General features: G+C 48.1%; 17 protein-coding genes. 6 read left to right on the top strand and 11 right to left on the bottom strand.

Going from position 1 to position 19,400, the window contains the following annotated elements; all coding sequences use genetic code 11:
• Positions 1 to 58 precede the first annotated feature (58 nt).
• The 3 genes from dnaG to rpsU form a co-directional block, all read right to left on the bottom strand.
• Entirely contained in the window at positions 59 to 2,005 is a 1,947-nt protein-coding gene (gene dnaG, locus ICN15_RS01730; protein WP_216200813.1) for a DNA primase, read from the bottom strand.
• A 38-nt stretch (positions 2,006 to 2,043) separates the two neighbouring features.
• Positions 2,044 to 2,490, bottom strand: coding sequence for a GatB/YqeY domain-containing protein (locus ICN15_RS01725; protein ID WP_216200811.1), 447 nt, complete (start codon positions 2,488 to 2,490; stop codon positions 2,044 to 2,046).
• A gap of 142 nt (positions 2,491 to 2,632) precedes the next feature.
• Entirely contained in the window at positions 2,633 to 2,845 is a 213-nt protein-coding gene (gene rpsU, locus ICN15_RS01720; protein ID WP_011903537.1) for a 30S ribosomal protein S21, read from the bottom strand.
• 76 nt (positions 2,846 to 2,921) lie between these two features.
• Here rpsU and tsaD point away from each other — a divergent pair, with 76 nt between their 5' ends.
• Positions 2,922 to 3,995 (top strand): tRNA (adenosine(37)-N6)-threonylcarbamoyltransferase complex transferase subunit TsaD, encoded by a 1,074-nt coding sequence (tsaD, locus tag ICN15_RS01715; RefSeq protein WP_216200809.1) that lies wholly within the window; start codon positions 2,922 to 2,924, stop codon positions 3,993 to 3,995.
• A gap of 49 nt (positions 3,996 to 4,044) precedes the next feature.
• Here tsaD and folE2 read toward each other — a convergent pair whose 3' ends face one another.
• From folE2 to xseB, 4 genes are read right to left on the bottom strand one after another with little or no spacing between them, the layout of a single operon-like run.
• Positions 4,045 to 4,872 (bottom strand): GTP cyclohydrolase FolE2, encoded by an 828-nt coding sequence (folE2, locus tag ICN15_RS01710; RefSeq protein ID WP_216200807.1) that lies wholly within the window; start codon positions 4,870 to 4,872, stop codon positions 4,045 to 4,047.
• Positions 4,873 to 4,897: 25 nt separating this feature from the next.
• A complete protein-coding gene (gene dxs, locus ICN15_RS01705; protein WP_216200805.1) occupies positions 4,898 to 6,814 on the bottom strand; it encodes a 1-deoxy-D-xylulose-5-phosphate synthase in 1,917 nt (638 codons plus the stop codon).
• Between the two features lie 16 nt (positions 6,815 to 6,830).
• A complete protein-coding gene (locus tag ICN15_RS01700) occupies positions 6,831 to 7,733 on the bottom strand; it encodes a polyprenyl synthetase family protein (protein ID WP_216200803.1) in 903 nt (300 codons plus the stop codon).
• A 22-nt stretch (positions 7,734 to 7,755) separates the two neighbouring features.
• On the bottom strand, positions 7,756 to 7,989 hold the full coding sequence (gene xseB, locus ICN15_RS01695; RefSeq protein WP_216200800.1) for an exodeoxyribonuclease VII small subunit: 234 nt from the start codon (positions 7,987 to 7,989) through the stop codon (positions 7,756 to 7,758).
• A gap of 162 nt (positions 7,990 to 8,151) precedes the next feature.
• On the opposite strand from xseB, the gene ICN15_RS01690 reads away from it, so the two are divergent.
• On the top strand, positions 8,152 to 9,258 hold the full coding sequence (locus ICN15_RS01690) for an aromatic ring-hydroxylating dioxygenase subunit alpha (protein ID WP_216200798.1): 1,107 nt from the start codon (positions 8,152 to 8,154) through the stop codon (positions 9,256 to 9,258).
• Positions 9,259 to 9,296: 38 nt separating this feature from the next.
• Positions 9,297 to 10,127, top strand: a complete 831-nt coding sequence (locus ICN15_RS01685; RefSeq protein ID WP_216200797.1) for a sulfurtransferase — start codon at positions 9,297 to 9,299, stop codon at positions 10,125 to 10,127.
• Positions 10,128 to 10,162: 35 nt separating this feature from the next.
• Here the strand turns inward: ICN15_RS01685 and ICN15_RS01680 are convergent, their stop codons facing one another.
• Genes ICN15_RS01680 through polA form a run of 3 tightly spaced genes read right to left on the bottom strand, consistent with a single transcriptional unit; the run spans position 10,163 to position 14,689 of the window.
• Positions 10,163 to 10,936, bottom strand: a complete 774-nt coding sequence (locus ICN15_RS01680) for a ZIP family metal transporter (protein WP_216200795.1) — start codon at positions 10,934 to 10,936, stop codon at positions 10,163 to 10,165.
• Positions 10,937 to 10,941: 5 nt separating this feature from the next.
• Positions 10,942 to 11,838, bottom strand: a complete 897-nt coding sequence (locus ICN15_RS01675; RefSeq protein WP_216200793.1) for a dienelactone hydrolase family protein — start codon at positions 11,836 to 11,838, stop codon at positions 10,942 to 10,944.
• A 22-nt stretch (positions 11,839 to 11,860) separates the two neighbouring features.
• Positions 11,861 to 14,689, bottom strand: coding sequence for a DNA polymerase I (gene polA / locus ICN15_RS01670; protein ID WP_216200791.1), 2,829 nt, complete (start codon positions 14,687 to 14,689; stop codon positions 11,861 to 11,863).
• A gap of 81 nt (positions 14,690 to 14,770) precedes the next feature.
• Here polA and ICN15_RS01665 point away from each other — a divergent pair, with 81 nt between their 5' ends.
• From ICN15_RS01665 to ICN15_RS01655, 3 genes are read left to right on the top strand one after another with little or no spacing between them, the layout of a single operon-like run.
• Complete coding sequence (locus tag ICN15_RS01665; RefSeq protein WP_255532828.1) at positions 14,771 to 15,178, top strand: hypothetical protein; 408 nt, start codon at positions 14,771 to 14,773, stop codon at positions 15,176 to 15,178.
• A 46-nt stretch (positions 15,179 to 15,224) separates the two neighbouring features.
• Positions 15,225 to 16,202, top strand: a complete 978-nt coding sequence (locus ICN15_RS01660) for a homoserine kinase (RefSeq protein WP_216200789.1) — start codon at positions 15,225 to 15,227, stop codon at positions 16,200 to 16,202.
• Positions 16,199 to 16,981 carry a BPSS1780 family membrane protein gene (locus ICN15_RS01655; protein ID WP_216200787.1) on the top strand — a complete coding sequence of 261 codons (783 nt, stop codon included), beginning with the start codon at positions 16,199 to 16,201 and terminating at the stop codon, positions 16,979 to 16,981. The genes ICN15_RS01660 and ICN15_RS01655 overlap by 4 nt, the downstream gene beginning before the upstream one ends.
• A gap of 26 nt (positions 16,982 to 17,007) precedes the next feature.
• Here the strand turns inward: ICN15_RS01655 and ICN15_RS01650 are convergent, their stop codons facing one another.
• Entirely contained in the window at positions 17,008 to 19,383 is a 2,376-nt protein-coding gene (locus ICN15_RS01650) for a UvrD-helicase domain-containing protein (protein ID WP_216200786.1), read from the bottom strand.
• Positions 19,384 to 19,400: the final 17 nt, after the last annotated feature.

Below are 19,400 nucleotides of genomic sequence, written 5' to 3'. Positions count from 1 at the left end.
CCTACACTCTAAAGATGGGGCAAATTTCGGGTTTTTCTAGGGCTAAATCAGAAAATGCTTATGTAAATTTCAATCTTTCGCCCAGCTCGCGATAGCGGGCTCGATCTTGCTCGGTGGCATCACTACTAGCGATCTTTTGAGCAATTGCTGTCATCTCTGTTTTAAGGTGGGTCAGCTCTAGTTTTTTGAAGGCGCCCTCCAAATCCGCAATGGCCCCTTCAATCTCTAAATCAGAGCCCATTACCCGCTTTCTCAGTACTTCATAGAGTGGGGCTAACTCACTGCGGGATAACTGCTCTTGAAAGAGGGCAAAAGCCCCAGCACCAACTGCAGGCGGCTTACCGCTCTCACCAGGAATCAATTCCACTAAATCACACTGGGCAAGCAAATCCTTCATTAACTCTAACGCTTTGGGGGATCGCAACTCGGAAGCTTGGAGAGCAAGTGCTCTCTTGTTGTCATCTAACGCTTTGCCTAAATGGGGAAACTGAATTAAGACGCGCAACATCTGTTCGGCCAAATCCGTTGGCGCTTGAGGAGGGGCAATATTTTGTGTTGCCACTCTCTTTGCTGAACCTTTAGATGCTTGCCAAGGCGCGCCCTGAGTTCGATTGCCATTATTGGCCTGTACAAAGTTGGGTGCGCGCTGATTAGCCCCATAAGAGCCCTGCTGCACTGGAGCAGGTGCCACCGTTAAACCACAAAAGGACTCTAATTCAGCAGGCGTAGAATTTGTCCGAATCGCTAACTCACGCAAAATTTGTGTTCGTAGAGCAATCGGTGGCATTGAGAGCAATAGAGGTTTAGCGGCATGATGAGTCTGTGCTCTGCCCTCAGGAGTAGTCAACTCATGATCTTGGCTGGCGATCTTAAAGAAAAAGCTAGAGATCGACATGGCCTCTTTAATCACTTTCTCAAAAGCCGCTGCACCATAGGCGCGAACATAACTATCTGGGTCATGCTCAGTCGGTAAGAATAAGAAACGAATCTCTTTGTCGTCTGACATCAAGGGTAAGCAGGCCTCTAGTGCCCGTTGAGCTGCGCGCTGTCCTGCAGAGTCCCCATCAAATGAAAATACGACACGATCCGTTTGACGTAATAACATCCGTACATGATTTGCGGTACATGCGGTGCCTAATGTCGCTACTGCATTGGGGAATCCCAATTGGGCAAGCGCCACAACATCCATATACCCTTCACACACGAGGACATATTCTTGAGAGCGAATGGCTTGTCTGGCTTCGAATAATCCATACAACGTATTACCCTTGGAAAACAGTGGCGTCTCAGGAGAATTTAAATACTTAGGCTCACCTTGATCCAAGATGCGTCCACCAAAGCCAATGGTCTGGCCTTTAGGACTACGAATCGGAAACATAATGCGATCACGAAAACGATCGTAACGACGAGCAGTTTGCTTACCGTCACCTTGTTCGCTTTGAATGAGTAAGCCGCCCTCTAATAAGATTTTTGCCACTTCATCATTAGCATACGTGCCAAAGACGGCTTCTAGTCCTTGCCAGCCATCAGGCGCGTAACCCAAGGCATAGCGCTTGGCGATCTCACCAGTAAGACCGCGACCCTTAAGGTATTCCACCGCACGGGGTGCTACTTTGAGCTGCTGGCGATACCAATCAGCTGCTGCGCTCATCACTTCACTCAATGCCATGGTTTGCTGTTGGCGCGCGATATCATTCGCAGTGCGCTCTTCTCGCGGCACATCTAAACCCGCAGAGCGCGCTAAATCCTCAATCGCATCGACATAACCTAAACCGGAATACTCCATAAGAAAACTAATCGCCGAGCCATGCGCCCCACAACCAAAGCAGTGGTAGAACTGCTTCGTTGGGGATACTGAAAATGAAGGGGATTTTTCTGAATGAAAAGGGCACAAGCCTTGAAAGTTGGCACCCGCTTTTTTTAACTTCACGTGCTGCCCAACCACATCCACGATGTCAACCCGATTTAATAGATCGGCAATGAACGATTGAGGGATGAGAGCCATCGGTAATGGATGCGGCTTAGCTTAGTGTTATTGAGTTTTTATTGAGCAAGCGCGGCTTTGACTAAACCCGATACTTTGCCCATGTCTGCTTTACCAGCCAATTGGCCTTTGAGAACACCAATGACTTTGCCCATATCTTGTGGACCAGCAGCGCCAGTTGATACTAATGCGGCGGCTACTGCTGCCTGCACTTCAGCATCAGATAACTGCGCTGGTAAATAGGCTTGCAAAATGACCATCTCAGCAGCTTCAATCGCCACCAAATCATCACGACTAGCTTTTTCAAACTGGGAGATCGAATCTTTGCGCTGCTTGATCATTTTCTCTACTGTCGCAATCACAGCGGCATCATCGAGCACAATGCGCTCATCTACTTCGCGCTGCTTGATTGCTGCCAGCAAAAGACGGATGGTACCTAAGCGTGCGACTTCTTTTGCACGCATAGCGTTTTTCATATCTTCAGTAATTTGATCTTTAAGGCTCATGAAATTCACTCCTAATAGGTTTAATGCGCATTCAATCTTTAGTGTATTGGCTTTTTGTGAATGACTTAAAAAGCAAAAACCCGCTGCGTTTCACCGTCAGCGGGTTTCAAAGCCTCTCGGTGAGGAGAGCTTTTAAATTCGATTAATACAGCTTTTTAGGCAACATCTGGCTACGAATACGCTTGTAATGGCGTTTAGCAGCGGCTGCCTTCTTACGCTTACGCTCAGCCGTTGGCTTCTCGTAAAACTCGCGGGCACGCAAGTCGGTCAAAAGACCATTTTTTTCAATGGTGCGCTTGAAACGGCGCAATGCCACTTCAAAAGGTTCGTTCTCACGGAGGCGGACTGTAGTCATACTTATTTAACTCGTATATGCTCGAAAAATATCGATAAATTAACTGAAGTGCGATTCTAGCACGACCAAGCAAAAAATGATTGTTTTAGGCATAGAAACTTCTTGTGACGAGACCGGGGTGGCTTTATACAACACCGCCCCCTGGGAAAACCAGGCCCCAGCCCATCAGGGCATTCTGGGGCAGGCCCTGCACTCCCAAATCGCCATGCACCGGGATTATGGGGGCGTAGTCCCAGAGCTAGCCTCTAGAGACCATATTCGGCGGGTTCTACCCCTCTTAGATGAGGCTTTGCAAGAGGCTCGGCTCGAATTACAGGATATCGATGCCGTGGCCTTTACCCAAGGTCCTGGTTTAGCTGGCGCCCTATTAGTGGGCAGCGCCTTTGCCAAATCCCTCGCCCAAGGCCTCAATTTACCCTCGATTGGGGTGCATCACCTTGAAGGTCATCTGCTTTCCCCGCTGTTAGGGGCATCAGCACCAGAATTTCCTTTTATTGCGCTCCTAGTCTCGGGCGGACATACCCAGTTGATGCTGGTAAGCGATGTTGGTAAGTACCAACTTTTAGGCGAAACTCTAGATGATGCGGCTGGAGAAGCCTTTGATAAAACGGCTAAATTACTTGGCTTGGATTACCCGGGTGGTGCTGCAATCTCAAAATTGGCAGAAAAAGGTCAGTCTGGGCGATTTGATTTACCCAAACCGATGCTCCATTCGGGAGACTTGGACTTCTCTTTCTCTGGACTTAAAACAGCCGTTTTGAACCAGGTGAAAAAATTTGACGCGCTGGGTATTACGGATATTTCTGAGATTGCCACATTTCAGGCGGATTTAGCGCGTAGCTTTGTGGATTCCTTAGTGGCGGTATTGGTAAGTAAGTCAGAAAAAGCGCTCAAGCAAACTGCCTGTAAACATCTGGTGCTTGCCGGTGGTGTGGGTGCAAATCTGCAATTACGCGCAGCCCTCAATGCCAGTGCTAAAAAGAATCGCTTTGAAGTGCACTATCCACCAGTAGATTTATGCACCGACAATGGTGTGATGATTGCTTTTGCTGGCGCATTACGCCTATTGGCGGACAACAATGGCTCAACCGCTTCGGGGGCTTTTGATGTCAAACCCCGTTGGGATTTGGAAAGTAACAATCTCGCTTAACACAGTCGCTTAAAACAATCGCTCAACACAGTCGATTAACAGTGAGAATTTACTTGGCCAAACTAATTTTGGCGTAAGCGCTGTGGTTGTGAATCGACTCAAAGTTCTCGGCTTCAACAACGATAGACAGAATGCGTTGATCACTCTCTAGCTGCCCGGCCACATCGCGCACTAAGTCTTCAACAAATTTTGGATTGTCGTAAGCGCGCTCAGTCACCCACTTCTCATCGGGACGCTTGAGCAAACCCCACAACTCACTCGATGCCTGGCTCTCAGCGATTGATACTAAATCTTCTACTGTCATCTTGGTATTTGAATCCAGCTCTACTGACATCGTGACATGGGAACGTTGATTGTGTGCGCCATACTCAGAGATCTCTTTTGAGCAAGGGCACAAACTCATGACTGGAACTACAGCACGAAGATTGAGCTCAACCTCAATTGAGCCTGCTGTATTTTGTTTGGCCTTCGCCATCCAAGTCACTTCGTAATCCATCAAACTTTCAACACCAGAAACTGGCGCCGCTTTTTTGACAAAGTGTGTATAAGTAAATTGAATCCGGCCTTCAGTCGCATTGAGTAGAGGCAACATCTCGCGCACCATGGTCACCACGGCAGCGCTATCAATTGGACCATTGTGCTTTTGCAATAGGGCGATGAAGCGCGACATATGCGTGCCCTTCACCTGTGCAGGCAAAGCAACATCCATTTCAAAATTACCTACGGCTGGCATCTCACCGGTTTTGGTACGGATCATGAGTGGATGACGTAAGCCTCGAATACCCACTTGCTCAATTGGCAACGCACGCTCATCATGCAAGGACTGAATATCCGGCATGACTTGCGGTTTAAGAAAGGTGGTGTTGATATCGTTCATGACTCTATTTTCAGACAAAAATGACTTATTTGCCTATTTGCTCAGTATTTAACTCTGACTTAGCAGAATTGAGCCCTGGAAAACGAGCAGTAATCGACCGAGCAATCCCAGCCACATCAAGGCCACATTGACCCATTAAGAGTTTGTAATCGCCATGCTCCACGAACTGATCTGGAAGACCTAATTGCAGGAGGGGTTTATTGATACCCATGGCGGAGAGCGCTTCTAAGCAGGCGCTTCCTGCTCCACCCAAAATGGCGCCATCCTCAATCGTCACAAAATAATCGTGATCTTGCGCCAAGGATTTGAGGAGTTCAGTATCTAATGGTTTTACAAAACGCATATTGGCAACTGAGGCATCCAGCTGCTCTGCAACTTCAAGAGCGGAATACAACAAAGTTCCAAAAGCTAAGATTGCTAGACGCTGACCAGCTAGCGCATTGGATTGGCGGCGTAACTCACCCTTACCTAATGGAATGGTACGTAATTCTTTCGAGGGGATAGTGCCAACACCAGCACCACGCGGATAGCGCACTGCACTGGGGTGAGGCTGATGAAACGCGGTCGTTAACAAATCACGACACTCTGCTTCGTCAGCAGGTGTCAACACCAACATATTCGGAATGCAGCGCAAGAAGGGGATGTCATATGCGCCTGCATGAGTTGCACCATCTGCACCGACTAAGCCAGCTCGGTCTAATGCAAACAAGACGGGCAGATCCTGAATAGCCACATCATGAATGAGTTGATCGTAGGCGCGCTGTAAGAAAGTGGAATAGATCGCCACTACTGGCTTCAACCCTTCGCATGCCATGCCAGCAGCAAATGTCACTGCGTGCTGTTCAGCAATTCCCACATCGTAATAACGCTCAGGGAAACGCTTTTCAAACTCAACAAGACCAGAGCCTTCACGCATGGCTGGCGTAATACCAATTAATAAAGGATCGGCTTCAGCCATATCGCACAACCACTCACCAAATACTTGGGTGAAGGTTTTCGGCGAAGGGGCCGTAGACTTCTTAACACCTTCCTCTGGATTGAACTTACTAGGACCGTGATACAGGACGGGATCAGCTTCGGCTAATTCGTAGCCCTGACCTTTGCGAGTCACCACATGCAGGAACTGAGGACCACCACCATTTAACGCTAAGCGACGGACGTTTTGCAGCATTGGAATCAAGGTATCCAAATCATGTCCATCAATTGGACCAAAATAATTAAATCCAAACTCTTCAAAAATCGTGGAGGGTGAGACCATACCTTTGGCATGATCTTCTAGGCGTTTAGCAAACTCACGCAATGGCGGAGCAATAGAGAGGACGCTATCAATCCCCTTCTTTGTCTTGGAGTAAATGTTGCCACTCAATAATCTAGCAAGGTGTCGATTAAGGGCGCCTACTGCTGGAGAGATCGACATATCGTTGTCATTCAGAATGACAACCAACGGCAAATCGTCATACACACCCGCATTGTTCATCGCTTCGAATGCCATGCCGCCAGTCATGGCGCTATCGCCAATCACCGCAACAGCGACTTGCTTTTCACCTTTAGTTTGAAAGGCACGTGCCATCCCCAACGCTGCAGAAATACTGGTTGAAGAATGCCCTGTACCAAAGGCATCGTATTCACTTTCGGCACGCCGTGGAAAACCAGAAAGGCCATTGAACTGGCGAAGGGTATTCATCCGCTCGCGACGGCCAGTCAGAATTTTGTGCGGGTAGCTTTGATGGCCTACATCCCATACGATTCGATCTTGCGGCGTATCAAATACATAGTGCAGTGCAATCGATAACTCAACCGTTCCCAAATTCGATGAGAGGTGCCCACCCGTTTTAGAAACCGAATCCAATATGAATTGACGTAGCTCATCTGCCAGCGCGGGAAGCTGCTCGCGCGAGAGTTTTTTTAAGTCTGCAGGGGAGTGAATCGAAAGTAAAGTCATCAAATCTTCAGTAATCTTATTTGCCTCTATTCACCACTAACAGAGCCAAATCTTTTAGGGCCTGGGCTTTAGCACCAAAACTCTCTAGGCTAGCTATTGCTGTTTCTTGCAAATCTTTTGCTGCCTTCTTGGCGTAGTCTAAACCCATCAAGGTGACATAGGTTGGCTTATCGTTAGCAGCATCTTTCCCTGCGGTTTTACCTAAGGTCTGGCTATCTGCAGTGGCATCTAAAACATCATCCACAATTTGGAAGGCCAGGCCCAAAGCTGCGGAGTAATTTGCGAGATGCTGGATTTGCGTCGAGTTGAGCTTGGCGGCGATACCACCCAACTCAACGGAGCAAGAAAGTAAAGCACCTGTTTTCATGGCATGCATTTGCTTTAAGCCGGCAAGGTCTAACTTTTTACCAACACTCTCTAAATCAATCGCCTGTCCGCCAGCCATACCCCGTGAGCCTGAGGCGCTCGCTAATAGACTAATCATGGCTAGGCAACTCTGTGCATCACAGGGCGCATTGGCCAGAATCTCAAATGCGCGTGTTTGCAAGGCATCACCGACCAAGAGGGCGGTCGCTTCATCAAATGCCTTATGTACCGTAGGTCGCCCACGACGTAAGTCATCGTCATCCATACACGGCAAGTCATCGTGCACCAAGGAATACGCATGAATACATTCAATCGCAACGGCAGCGGCATCTAAAGCGCCTTGAATTTCTGTACTAGAGTCATCACCTAATTCGCCAGCGGCATAAACCAATAAAGGGCGTATCCGTTTTCCACCCCCTTGCGCCGCATAACGCATTGCCTCATGCAAGCGGGCAGGATGGGTGTTGGCGCCATCCAGTAGCCGCTCCAAAGCCAATTCGGTCCGTTGACCATGGCTAGTTACCCAATTCTCAAATGAACCTTTGCTATTCATATCAGCAGAATCTCAGTTTGGCTTAAGTCTCGAAAACGCGGACTTGCTGCTCAACCTGAGCCAGCATGCCCTGACAATGCTTCAAGAGCGCTGCACCTCGTTGGTAGGCCAAAAGTGTCTCTTCTAAGGAGAATTTGCCTGATTCCATATCGGAAATGAGCTTTTCCAACTCCTTTACGGCCTGCTCATAACGCAAGTTGGGATCGATTTGAACCTCAATATCGGGTTTCTGACCCTCAGACTTTTTAGCTGGCATAGACTTATTTCCTTCAAATTTCTTACAGGTATAGCCCTACATATTAATGCGAGATGGGGGTCGAATGGGTATAATCGCCTCCTTCCTTTCCAATATCGATCCGTCGATGGTTGGATTGGTTATTCCGCTTAGCTTCGGCTGACGTTTTCGGGGGTGGGGAGAATGACTAATCTGGCTACCGCGCAGCAATTTGCGCCGTCCAACTTACAACTGCCGGTTTCGGCCTATTTTGACGTTGAGCTCTATCAACGCGAAATTGAACTGCTTTTTAAGCAGGGCCCGAGCTATGTAGGGCACGAACTCATGGTTCCAGAGATTGGCTCCTATCAAACGCTGACCTCAGAAAACGAAGGTCGTTTACTAGTTCGTAACGAGCAAGGCGTTGAACTGCTATCCAATGTCTGTCGCCACCGCCAAGCACTCATGCTCAATGGCTCTGGCAAAACGAACAATATTGTTTGCCCCCTACATCGTTGGACCTATGACTTAAATGGCGAATTATTGGGTGCACCCCATTTTGAAGATAAGCCCTGCCTAAACCTTGGCAAATCTCCTTTGCAGAATTGGCAAGGACTCTTATTTGAAGGTCCGCGTGACGTTCGCAAAGATCTGGCCAAACTTGGCGTGGCTGATGATCTTCAGTTTGAGGGCTATGTTCTCGATCACGTTGAAGTCCACGAATGTAATTACAACTGGAAGACTTTTATTGAGGTCTATCTAGAGGACTATCACGTAGTGCCTTTTCATCCGGGACTAGGCAAGTTTGTTTCTTGCGAAAACTTGCACTGGGAATTTGGTGACTGGCATAGCGTACAAACTGTCGGCATTCATAAAAATCTTGAGAAGCCAGGTTCGCCGGTCTATCAAAAGTGGCATGAAGCCGTCCTGCGCCACCATAAAGGCAAGACACCACGCCACGGTGCCATTTGGCTGACCTACTACCCCAATGTGATGGTGGAGTGGTATCCAGGTGTGCTCTGCGTTTCCACCTTACATCCAATGGGCCCTAATAAGACCCGCAACATTGTGGAGTTTTATTACCCAGAAGAAATCGCCCTCTTTGAGCGAGAGTTTGTCGAGGCAGAACGGGCGGCTTATATGGAAACCTGTATCGAGGATGACGAGATTGCAGAGCGCATGGATGCGGGACGAGCTGCGCTACTAGCTCGCGGCCACAATGAAGTAGGTCCCTATCAAAGCCCTATGGAAGATGGTATGCAACATTTTCATGAATGGTATCGCCGTGCCATGCAGTATCAAGGCGCATAATTCGGTAACACTCTATTTGCCCTCAATAGGAAGCTACTATGACTCCCCTCATTACTGCAAACCAGTTAGAAGAAATCATTAACAGCGGTGAGAATGTGTTGCTTTGCGACTGTCGTTTTGATTTAGTAGATCCAAACATTGGCAAAAAATCCTATTTAGAAGGTCATATTCCCGGCGCTATTTATGTAGACCTCGATGTCGACTTGTCAGGCGAGGTAAACGGTAAAAATGGTCGTCACCCCCTACCTACCTCTGAAGCTTGGGCGCAGACTAAATCGCGCTTAGGAATGGACTCCAATACCTTGGTAGTGGCCTATGACGCTCAGGGCTCCGTTTATGCGAGCCGCTTATGGTGGATGCTGAAGGCAACCGGTCATGCCAAAGTCCAAGTCTTAGATGGGGGCCTAGACGCTTGGAACGGTCCGATTGGTACTTTGCCTCGGCAAGCAGAGCCGACGATCGCCGCAGTACCAGCAATGCCTTATGTTGGCTTGGTACTGGTAAAGGATGTGGTTGAAAATCTTCAGGCCAAGAAGAGTGTTGTGCTCGATGCTCGTGCAAATGATCGCTTTCATGGTCAAAATGAAACTTTAGATCCTGTCGGCGGCCACATACCTGATGCATTGAACTACTGCTTTAGACAAAATCTGTCTGGTAGATCATTTAAAACGCCTGAACAGTTATTCAAAGATTTTCATGACCTCTTAGGGTCTACTAAAGCTTCAGAAATCATTCATCAATGCGGCTCTGGAGTGACTGCTTGCCATAATTTACTGGCCATGGAATTGGCTGGCCTAAAGGGTTCACGTCTTTATGCAGGTAGCTGGAGTGAATGGTGCGCTGACCCTAGTAGGCCAGTAGAAATCTGATGCGGCGCTCTAATGCAGCGCTCTAATGCAGCACTCTAATGCAGTAGTGATAGTGAGATTACAAAACCAACCCCACACGCAATCAAAATAATTTGACGCAAAGACTCGGCCCAATGCGGGCGTCGATGCATTTGCGGAATAAGATCACTCACCGCAATATAAATAAAGCTACTAGATGCAATGACTAAAAGGTAAGGCATTGCTCCTTGGGCTTTTTCTAAAAAGAAATAAGCTAACACACCACCAAGCACTGCAGACAATCCACAAATGAGGTTGTAAAACAAAGCACGCGCACGCGAGAAGCCTGCATTCAGTAGCACGATGAAATCCCCAATCTCTTGAGGAATCTCATGGGCAATGATCGCAATAGCGGTGAAGATACCCACTTGGTAATCCGCCATAAAGGCGGCTGCGATCAAAACACCATCGACAAAATTATGTATTCCGTCGCCCACCAAAATCATCCAGCCACTTCGACCCGCCACCTCTGCATCGTGACCATGGTGATGATCATGACCATCGCCCTCGTGATGATGGCTATGACGCAATAAAGCAATTTTTTCCAGTAAGAAGAAGCCCAAGAGTCCGGCAAGCAAAGTAGCGAATAGTAACTGCGGGCTCGCTCCAGCCATTGTGAAAGCCTCAGGCAAAGAATGTAAAAAGGCAGTCGCTAGCAAAATCCCGACCGATACACTCACCATACTGTGAACCATCTTTGAGAGCAAAGATAAAGAAAAACTCGCAGCCACTAAAACACTCGCGGTTCCCGCTAGTGCCGTGACCAATAAAATTGTTTGCAGTACTGACATAGAACTTACGCTACCCCGTTTTGCTTAAACCAAGCAAGGCACTTTTCCCAGCCATCCTTAGCGGGCCCTTCACGATAGGTTGCGCGATAGTCCGCATGAAAAGCATGGGGTGTATCTGGATAGATTTCAAAACGACTGGCTTTGGCTGCTGGGTTTTTAGGGGCCGCTTTTGCCAGCGCCTCGCGCATTTGCTCAACGCTTTCCAGAGAAATACCGGTATCCGCACCGCCATACAAACCCAAGACAGGGGCTTTGAGATCGGCTGCAATATCAACCGGATGACGTGGACTATTTTCTGTTTTTTCACCGATGACCCGACCATACCAAGCCACACCTGCGCGCACTTGAGGAAGGGTTGCAGACAACCAAACAATCCGACCACCCCAACAGAATCCAGTCACGCCTACCTTTTTCAAGTCGCCGCCATTTTTACCAGCCCACACTAATGCAGCTTGTAGATCATTGATTACTTGTGAGTCTGGAGTCACCGCGATGATGTTTTTCTGAATTTCAGCAATGGTTCCATAGGCATTAGGATCACCAGCACGGGTAAAGAATTCTGGGGCAATGGCCAGATAGCCCAATTTGGCAAACCGTCTTGTGATGTCTGCGATGTATTCATGCACACCAAAGATTTCACTCGCAACGATGATGATGGGCAAAGAGCCCTTTGCTTTGTCTGGACGAGAGACATAGGCCGGCATCTGAAAACTGCCCACCGGAATCATTTGCTCACCCGCTTTAATGCCCGTGAAATCGGTTTCAATTGCAGCAGCCATCACTGGCTCTGAGGCAGCCACAAATCCAATCCCAATAGTAGTGGCGGTGATCGCAGACGCCTTAATAAAGCCTCTTCTATCTTCGGATACTGTCCGTATGTCTGATTGTATTTTCTTAGTCATTTATGTCTCCAGATTCCTATTCTTAATGCGCTTCTTCCCAATTATCGCCAATCCCGATCCCCACCAACAAAGGAACCTTCAGTTCAGCTACCCGACACATTAAGTCAGGTAACTTACTCTGCAGCAACTCCAATTCGTCTAAGGGTACGTCAAACACCAATTCATCATGGACTTGGAGCAACATGCGGGTCTTTAACTGCTCTTTTTCAAGCCAGTTTTCTACTGCGATCATGGCCAACTTAATCAAGTCAGCTGCAGTTCCCTGCATCGGCGCATTAATCGCTGCGCGCTCTGCACCTTGACGGCGGGGACCGTTAGAGCCTTTGATCTCAGGTAGCCAGAGACGTCTGCCAAAGACAGTCTCCACATAACCATTCTCTCTGGCTTCAAGGCGAGTCCGCTCCATGTATTGAGCAACTCCAGGATAGCGATCGAAATACTTAGCAATATAGTTTTGCGCGGCTGAGCGCTCAATACCCAAGTTACCTGCGAGGCCAAAAGCGCTCATGCCATAAATCAAGCCAAAGTTAATGACCTTGGCATAACGACGCTGCTCTGAAGTGACGGCCTCTAATGGCACACTAAAAATCTCCGCAGCAGTAGCCTGGTGAACATCCTTGCCAGCAGCAAAGGCAGCCAGTAGATTTTCATCTTCAGCAATATGCGCCATGATGCGCAATTCAATTTGCGAATAGTCGGCTGAGAGTAACTTACACCCTTCTGCCGGAATAAATGCCTCACGAATACGGCGACCCTCCTCTGTACGAACAGGAATATTTTGCAAATTGGGTTCACTAGAGGCTAAGCGCCCCGTTACCGCAGTGGCTTGAGAAAAATTGGTATGTACGCGCCCGGTCTTAGCGTCAGCCATGCGGGGCAACTTCTCAATATACGTCGACATCAATTTAGCTAAGCTACGGTAATCCAAAATGCGCGCTGGCAAAGGGTAATCCTCAGCCAGCTTCTGCAAAACCTCTTCATCCGTTGATGGCGCACCTGATGGTGTCTTCTTAATTACCGGAAGTGCTAACTGTCCAAATAGGATTTCTGCAATCTGTTTGGGCGATTGAATGTTGAACGGCTGGCCTGCTAGTTTATGAATTTCACCCTCTAAAGCAAGTAGACGCTTACCAACCTCTTGGCCTTGTTTGGAGAGGAGCGCTGAATCAATGCGAATACCATTGCGCTCCATAATTCCCAAGACGCGCATTGCCGGCATCTCAATGTTTTCATAGACATACAGCAGCCCAGGACTCTCCTGAATTTGTGGCCATAAGGCTAAATGCAAGCGCAGTGTAATGTCAGCGTCTTCGGCAGCGTAATCAGTTGCGATTTTCAGATCCACCTGATCAAAGCCAATTTGATGAACCCCTTTACCGCATACCTCTTCATAGCGAATGGTCTTCATGCCCAGATGTCGCTCGGCCAAGTTATCCAGGTTATGTGGCATATGCGATTCCAGCACATAAGACTCGAGCAACGTATCAAACCGAATACCTTGCAAGGTGATGTCATAGTTCGCAAAAATATGACTGTCGTATTTTAAATTTTGACCTACTTTGAAATGCTTAGTGCTCTCCAGCCACGGCTTGAGTTTTGCCAAAACGAACTCACGACTCAGTTGATCTTCCCCATTACGATGCGCTACCGGTATATAGCAAGCATCCCCTGGGGCAACACAGAGTGAAATACCCACGAGCTCTGCCGCCAGAGCATCTAGGCCAGTAGTTTCCGTATCTACGGCAGTGAGTTGCGCACCCTCAATTTTCTTTAACCAACGATCTAATGCCACCTCATCTACAACACATTCGTAACTTTTTTCAATGGCGCCCTGTAAGTCAGTAGTTTCTTGAGATAGCGCCGTAGTAGCGGCTGTAGCAGTGGGACCAAACGGATTATTAGCAACTCTTTCCTTAGGCTCGGATGTAGTTTTTATCGGGCTTCCCGCTAAATCTAAACCACTACTCACATCAATACTCGATCCACTCAGCTGCTTCTCCACATCACGTAACCAAGTTTTAAATGCATAACGCTCAAACAGTTCGCGTAAGAGTGGCGCGTCTTCTGGTTTTGCATGAAGATCATCCAGCCCAGGTAAATGGGGGGATAAATCACAATCTGTTTTAACGGTAATGAGTTGGCGCGCTTGTGGGAGCCACTCCAAACTATTGCGGAGATTTTCTCCGACAACGCCTTTCACCTGATCTGCGTTCGCCATCAACTGATCTAAATCTCCGAACTCGGCCAACCATTTATTTGCCGTTTTTGGACCAGCCTTGGGAACACCGGGGACGTTATCTACTGTGTCGCCAATGATGGAAAGGTAATCCACAATTCGCTCTGGCGGCACACCAAATTTTGCAATGACACCTTCGATATCCAATGTTTCATTGGTCATCGTATTAATCAGGGTGACGGAGGCATTCACCAATTGGGCCAAATCTTTATCGCCGGTGGAAATAATAGTCTCCCACCCAGCTTGCGTTGCTTGACAAGCTAAGGTGCCAATCACATCATCCGCTTCCACCCCAGAAACCATCAATACTGGCCAGCCTAATGCCTTCACCATGGCATGAATCGGCTCAATCTGCTTTACCAAGTCTTCAGGCATAGGAGAGCGGTGCGCTTTGTACTCAGAGTACATTTCATCGCGAAAAGTCTTCCCTTTGGCATCAAAAACACAGGCAATATGGTCGGCTTGGAGCTCCGAACGAGCCCGGCGCATCATATTGACCATGCCATAGATAGCCCCAGTAGGGTCTCCCGCCCCATTTCTGAGGTCTGGCATGGCATGAAAGGCGCGGTAAAGGTAGCTAGAGCCGTCTACCAACAGGAGTCTATGTTTAGTCATACCGCAATCGTACAATCTAGTTGCTAACTGCCCGCTGATCAGGTTCAAATAATCCTGACAAGAGGCTTAAAAAGGTAAAAAATGATGCCCGCTCTCACAAACTTACTCCACTCTTCATTGAGTCAAACCCTTGTTCTTGCAAGCTTTTTAGTGGCTTTTGCCTCGTATGGCTTACATTCAGCACAAGCCCAGGGCAATAGTCAGGCTTTAAGCCCATCAGAACTTCAACGCATCAACAACCTACCATTATCACCGCCAGTCAGTGCTGCTGAGGCAACGAATGCCCCTCAAGGTCGTAAGCCCAGCTTTCAGCATAAAGAGGCAACTGGTACTGAAATAACTGAATATAAAGATGCCAATTCACCGACTCAGGTAGATGTCAAAACACGCTTTACCACCTATGAAATGGCACCACCAGCTACGGTCATGCCGGGCGTACCCAAAGAAACTGATCTGATCAGCGTGCCTAGCATCAGCATCCCGTTCTAGTCGCTGATGTACTTGATTTAATTATTCGCACTGTTCATTTTTAGTTATGGCCGTATTTACTCCTATTGAACTGAGCGATATCTCTGATTGGATCGCAACCGATTTTGATATTGGGCGAGCCACAGATATTCGCGGAATTCATGGTGGTATTGAGAACTCGAATTTCTTTCTCGATACAGAGAAGGATGGCAAGAATCAAAAATATGTATTGACTATTTTTGAGAGACTAACAGCAGAGCAATTGCCCTATTACTTGGAGCTAATGAGGCATTTGGCTAATAAGGGCATTCCAGTGCCTAAGCCACTCGAGAATAAGCATGGACAAATTCTGTTCTCATTAAAGGGGAAGCCCGCTGCAATTGTGAGCAAGCTGCCAGGCCTATCAAGACTTGCACCCCAAGCCGTGCATTGCGCGTTAGTTGGTGAGAACCTTGCAAAGATGCATTTGGCGGGCGTAGACTTTCAGCATACCCAAGAAAATCTTCGCAGCCTTGCTTGGTGGAAACAAACGGTACCGGAAGTGTTGCCCCATCTCAGCAATGCGCAAAAAGAATTACTCACTAGCGAGCTCGCAACCCAAGAGCAATTCTTTACTTCAGCCGCTTATGCATCGCTTCCTCAAGGTGCAAGTCATTGCGATCTCTTTAGAGACAATGTGCTCTTTGACCCTCAAGCCGAAAAAGATATGTCCAAGGATCAGTTGGGCGGCTTCTTTGACTTTTATTTCGCCGGTACAGATAAGTGGTTATTTGATTTAGCGGTGACTGTCAATGATTGGTGCTTGGCAGATAACAAATCGGATCTAGATCCAGCTCGCTTTCAGGCGCTGATGGATGCTTACCAAACTGTTCGTGCACTAAATGATCTAGAGCAACAGAGTTGGCCGCTGATGATACGCGCAGCAGCCCTCCGTTTTTGGATTTCTCGCCTCTGGGATTTTTATTTACCGCGCGATGCTCAGATGCTCACGCCGCATGACCCTCGTCATTTTGAAAATATTCTCTTAAGCAGAAAAGCAATATGAAACTACAGTCTGTCGCACCCAAAGAGGGTTACACCTGGATACGCCAAGGTATTTGGTTGTTTAAACAAAATCCTCTGGGTTTTCTGATGCTGATATTCATGTATGTTTTTGTCGCACAGCTAGCTGTACTCGTACCCGTGATTGGCGTTTTTGCAGTTTTATTACTGACACCAACCTTATCGGTTGGCTTCATGACAGCCTGTCGACAAGCCATTCTAAAAGAACGTATCCGCCCAACGGTATATTTAATTGCCCTCCAATCAACACCCGTGATTCGTAAGCGCATTCTGCAGTTAGGCACAGTTTACTCAGCGCTCATTATTACTCTGAGCTTTATCTTAAGTATGTTGGTCGATTTTGAGTTGCTACTGCCACTACTGACTGGCGATAAGCAGATGACGCCTGAAGCTGTACGGCAAATCTATCTGATTCTCTTTTTTGGTGGCTTACTCTACATACCTGTAGCCATGTTGATGTGGTTCTCCCCTGTGTTGGTTGCTTGGGAGGATATGCCGGTAGCGAAAGCGCTTTTTTCTAGCGTGCTCGCCTGCTGGTCTAATCTAGGCGCATTCTTTTTGTATATTACCGTTTGGGGCCTGATCTTAATCGCCATTCCACTCACGATTGGGACTATCTTTGATGCACTCGATTTGGGTCAAGCCGCCTCGTTCATCATTGCCCCGCTCTCAATGGCGGGATTAACTGTGATGCACTGCTCTTTCTTTGCTACTTGGAAAGCCTGCTTTGCCGAAAAAGAATCAGCGACTCTGATTGCTTAGCTCTACTACTGCGTTAACTAATTGAATTAATCGATAGCAGCAAGCTTGGCAATGCTGAGTTGCAACCATTTCACGCCATGGCGCTTAAAGTTCACTTGAGCACGCGCGTCGGTATCATTACCCTCTAGGCCCGTCACTCGTCCCTCACCGAACTTGGTATGGAACACATTTTGGCCGATGGAGAAGGGATAGCTCCCGCGTGGTGGTGAAGCCATTCTGGTGACTGATGTAGAGGCAGACCCAACGCGACCAATTTGTTTAGCGGGTCTCTCACGCTCACTACCTGAATCGAAGAAATCATTGGACCCAAACTCGCGCTGACGGGTGTAGCCATCTTGCCAAGTATTGCCATTGCCACCAGAAGTGCCACCCCAACGAGCATCCTTTACTTTTGGAGTAAGCCACTTCAATGAATCTGAAGGTAACTCCTCTAAAAAACGAGAAGGCATGTTGTAGCGCACTTGACCGTGCAGCATTCTGGACTGGGTATGCGAGAGATACAGACGTTCCTTAGCGCGGGTGATCGCCACATACATCAAGCGTCGCTCCTCTTCTAAACCGTTCTGCTCGTTGATGCTGTTCTCATGAGGAAATAATCCCTCCTCTAAGCCGGTAATAAATACAGAGGTGAATTCCAAGCCTTTAGCGGAGTGCACCGTCATGAGTTGGACAGCGTCTTGACCCGCTTGCGCTTGATTATCACCAGCCTCTAAAGAAGCGTGTGAGAGGAACGCTGCTAAGGGTGAAACTTCCGCTATGCCTGGTGCATTCTCACCCGGCAAGGTGGCGGCAGTGGCGTCTTGGCCATAACCCTCTTCCGCTATAAATGCGGTAGCAGCGTTGATCAATTCCTGTAAGTTCTCTACCCGATCCTGACCCTCACGCTCAGAAAGGTAATGCTGAATGAGTCCACTATGCTGAATGACAAACTCCACTGTCTCCGGCAAAGTGTTATGGCGAGTTGCCTCACGCATGTGATCTACCAAACGAACAAAACCACCAAGCGCAGCACCTGCCTTACCATCTAAAGTCGAGGCCGCTAAATAGAGTGAGCTGTTCTGGGCGCGGGCTGAATCTTGAACAGCTTCAATTGATCTTGCACCAATACCGCGTGTCGGGAAATTGACGACTCGTGAGAAAGACGTATCGTCATTCGGATTTTCTAAAAGACGAAGATAGGCTAGGGCATGTTTAATTTCAGCGCGCTCAAAGAAGCGCAATCCGCCATAAACACGATAGGGAATAGCAGCAGAAAATAAGGCATGCTCGATGATGCGGGACTGCGCATTACTTCTATAAAGCAAGGCGATTTCAGTGCGCTTAATGCCGCTGTTAACCAGTGCTTTGATTTCATCAATCAGCCAAGCGGCTTCGGCATGATCGCTTGGTGCATCGTAAATGCGAACGGGTTCACCATGACCTGCGTCCGTGCGCAGATTTTTACCTAGGCGATCCGTATTATTAGAAATCAGATAATTAGCAGTATCTAAGATGTGACCATGTGAACGGTAGTTCTGCTCTAGCTTGACCATCAATGGGTGGTATTGCTTTTCGTAAAGACGCATATTCTCAACATCTGCGCCGCGGAAAGCGTAAATACTTTGATCGTCATCGCCCACGGCGAAAACTGCACTGCTACCAGCACTACTCACATTGACACGGCTGGCATCATGTCCGGAGAGAAGTTTGAGCCAAGCGTATTGCAAGGCATTGGTATCTTGAAACTCATCAATCAGGATATGACGGAAGCGCTCTTGGTAATGCGTCCGAATCGCTTCATTGTGTTTTAGCAATTCATAGCTTCGTAATAAGAGTTCAGCAAAGTCAACCACGCCTTCACGTTGGCACTGCGCATCATAGGCTTCGTAAAGCTGAGCCATCTTGGCCTGGAAGTCATCACCAACCGATAGCTCACGAGCGCGTTGGCCGCGCTCTTTGGCGTGCGCAATGAAGTATTGCAACTGCTTAGCGGGGTATTTCTCATCATCGACCTTCAAGCCCTTCAAAAGGCGCTTAATGGCTGATAACTGATCTTGGGTGTCCAAAATTTGAAAAGTGGATGGCAAACCAGCTTCTTTATGGTGTGCGCGCAATAAACGGTTGCAAAGTCCATGAAAGGTGCCGATCCACATCCCGCGGGTATTAATTGGCAACATCGCGCTTAAGCGCAGCATCATCTCCTTGGCAGCCTTATTAGTGAAGGTCACCGCTAAGACCCCAATCGGCGAAACCTGGCCAGTTTGGATCAACCAAGCTATACGGGTAGTGAGAACCCGGGTCTTGCCACTTCCAGCACCAGCCAAAATCATGGCAGACTGGGCTTGACCCTGTGGGTTCAGGGGCGGGAGGGTCACTGCCTCGCGTTGTTCTGGATTAAGGTTTGCGAGGAGGTCTGAGTACATCGTCCCAATTATAATTT

Source organism: Polynucleobacter sp. CS-Odin-A6, from assembly GCF_018882095.1.
Lineage (GTDB): Bacteria > Pseudomonadota > Gammaproteobacteria > Burkholderiales > Burkholderiaceae > Polynucleobacter.
Note: the sequence above shows the minus strand (reverse complement) of the source record. Positions and strands in the feature narration are given on the sequence as shown.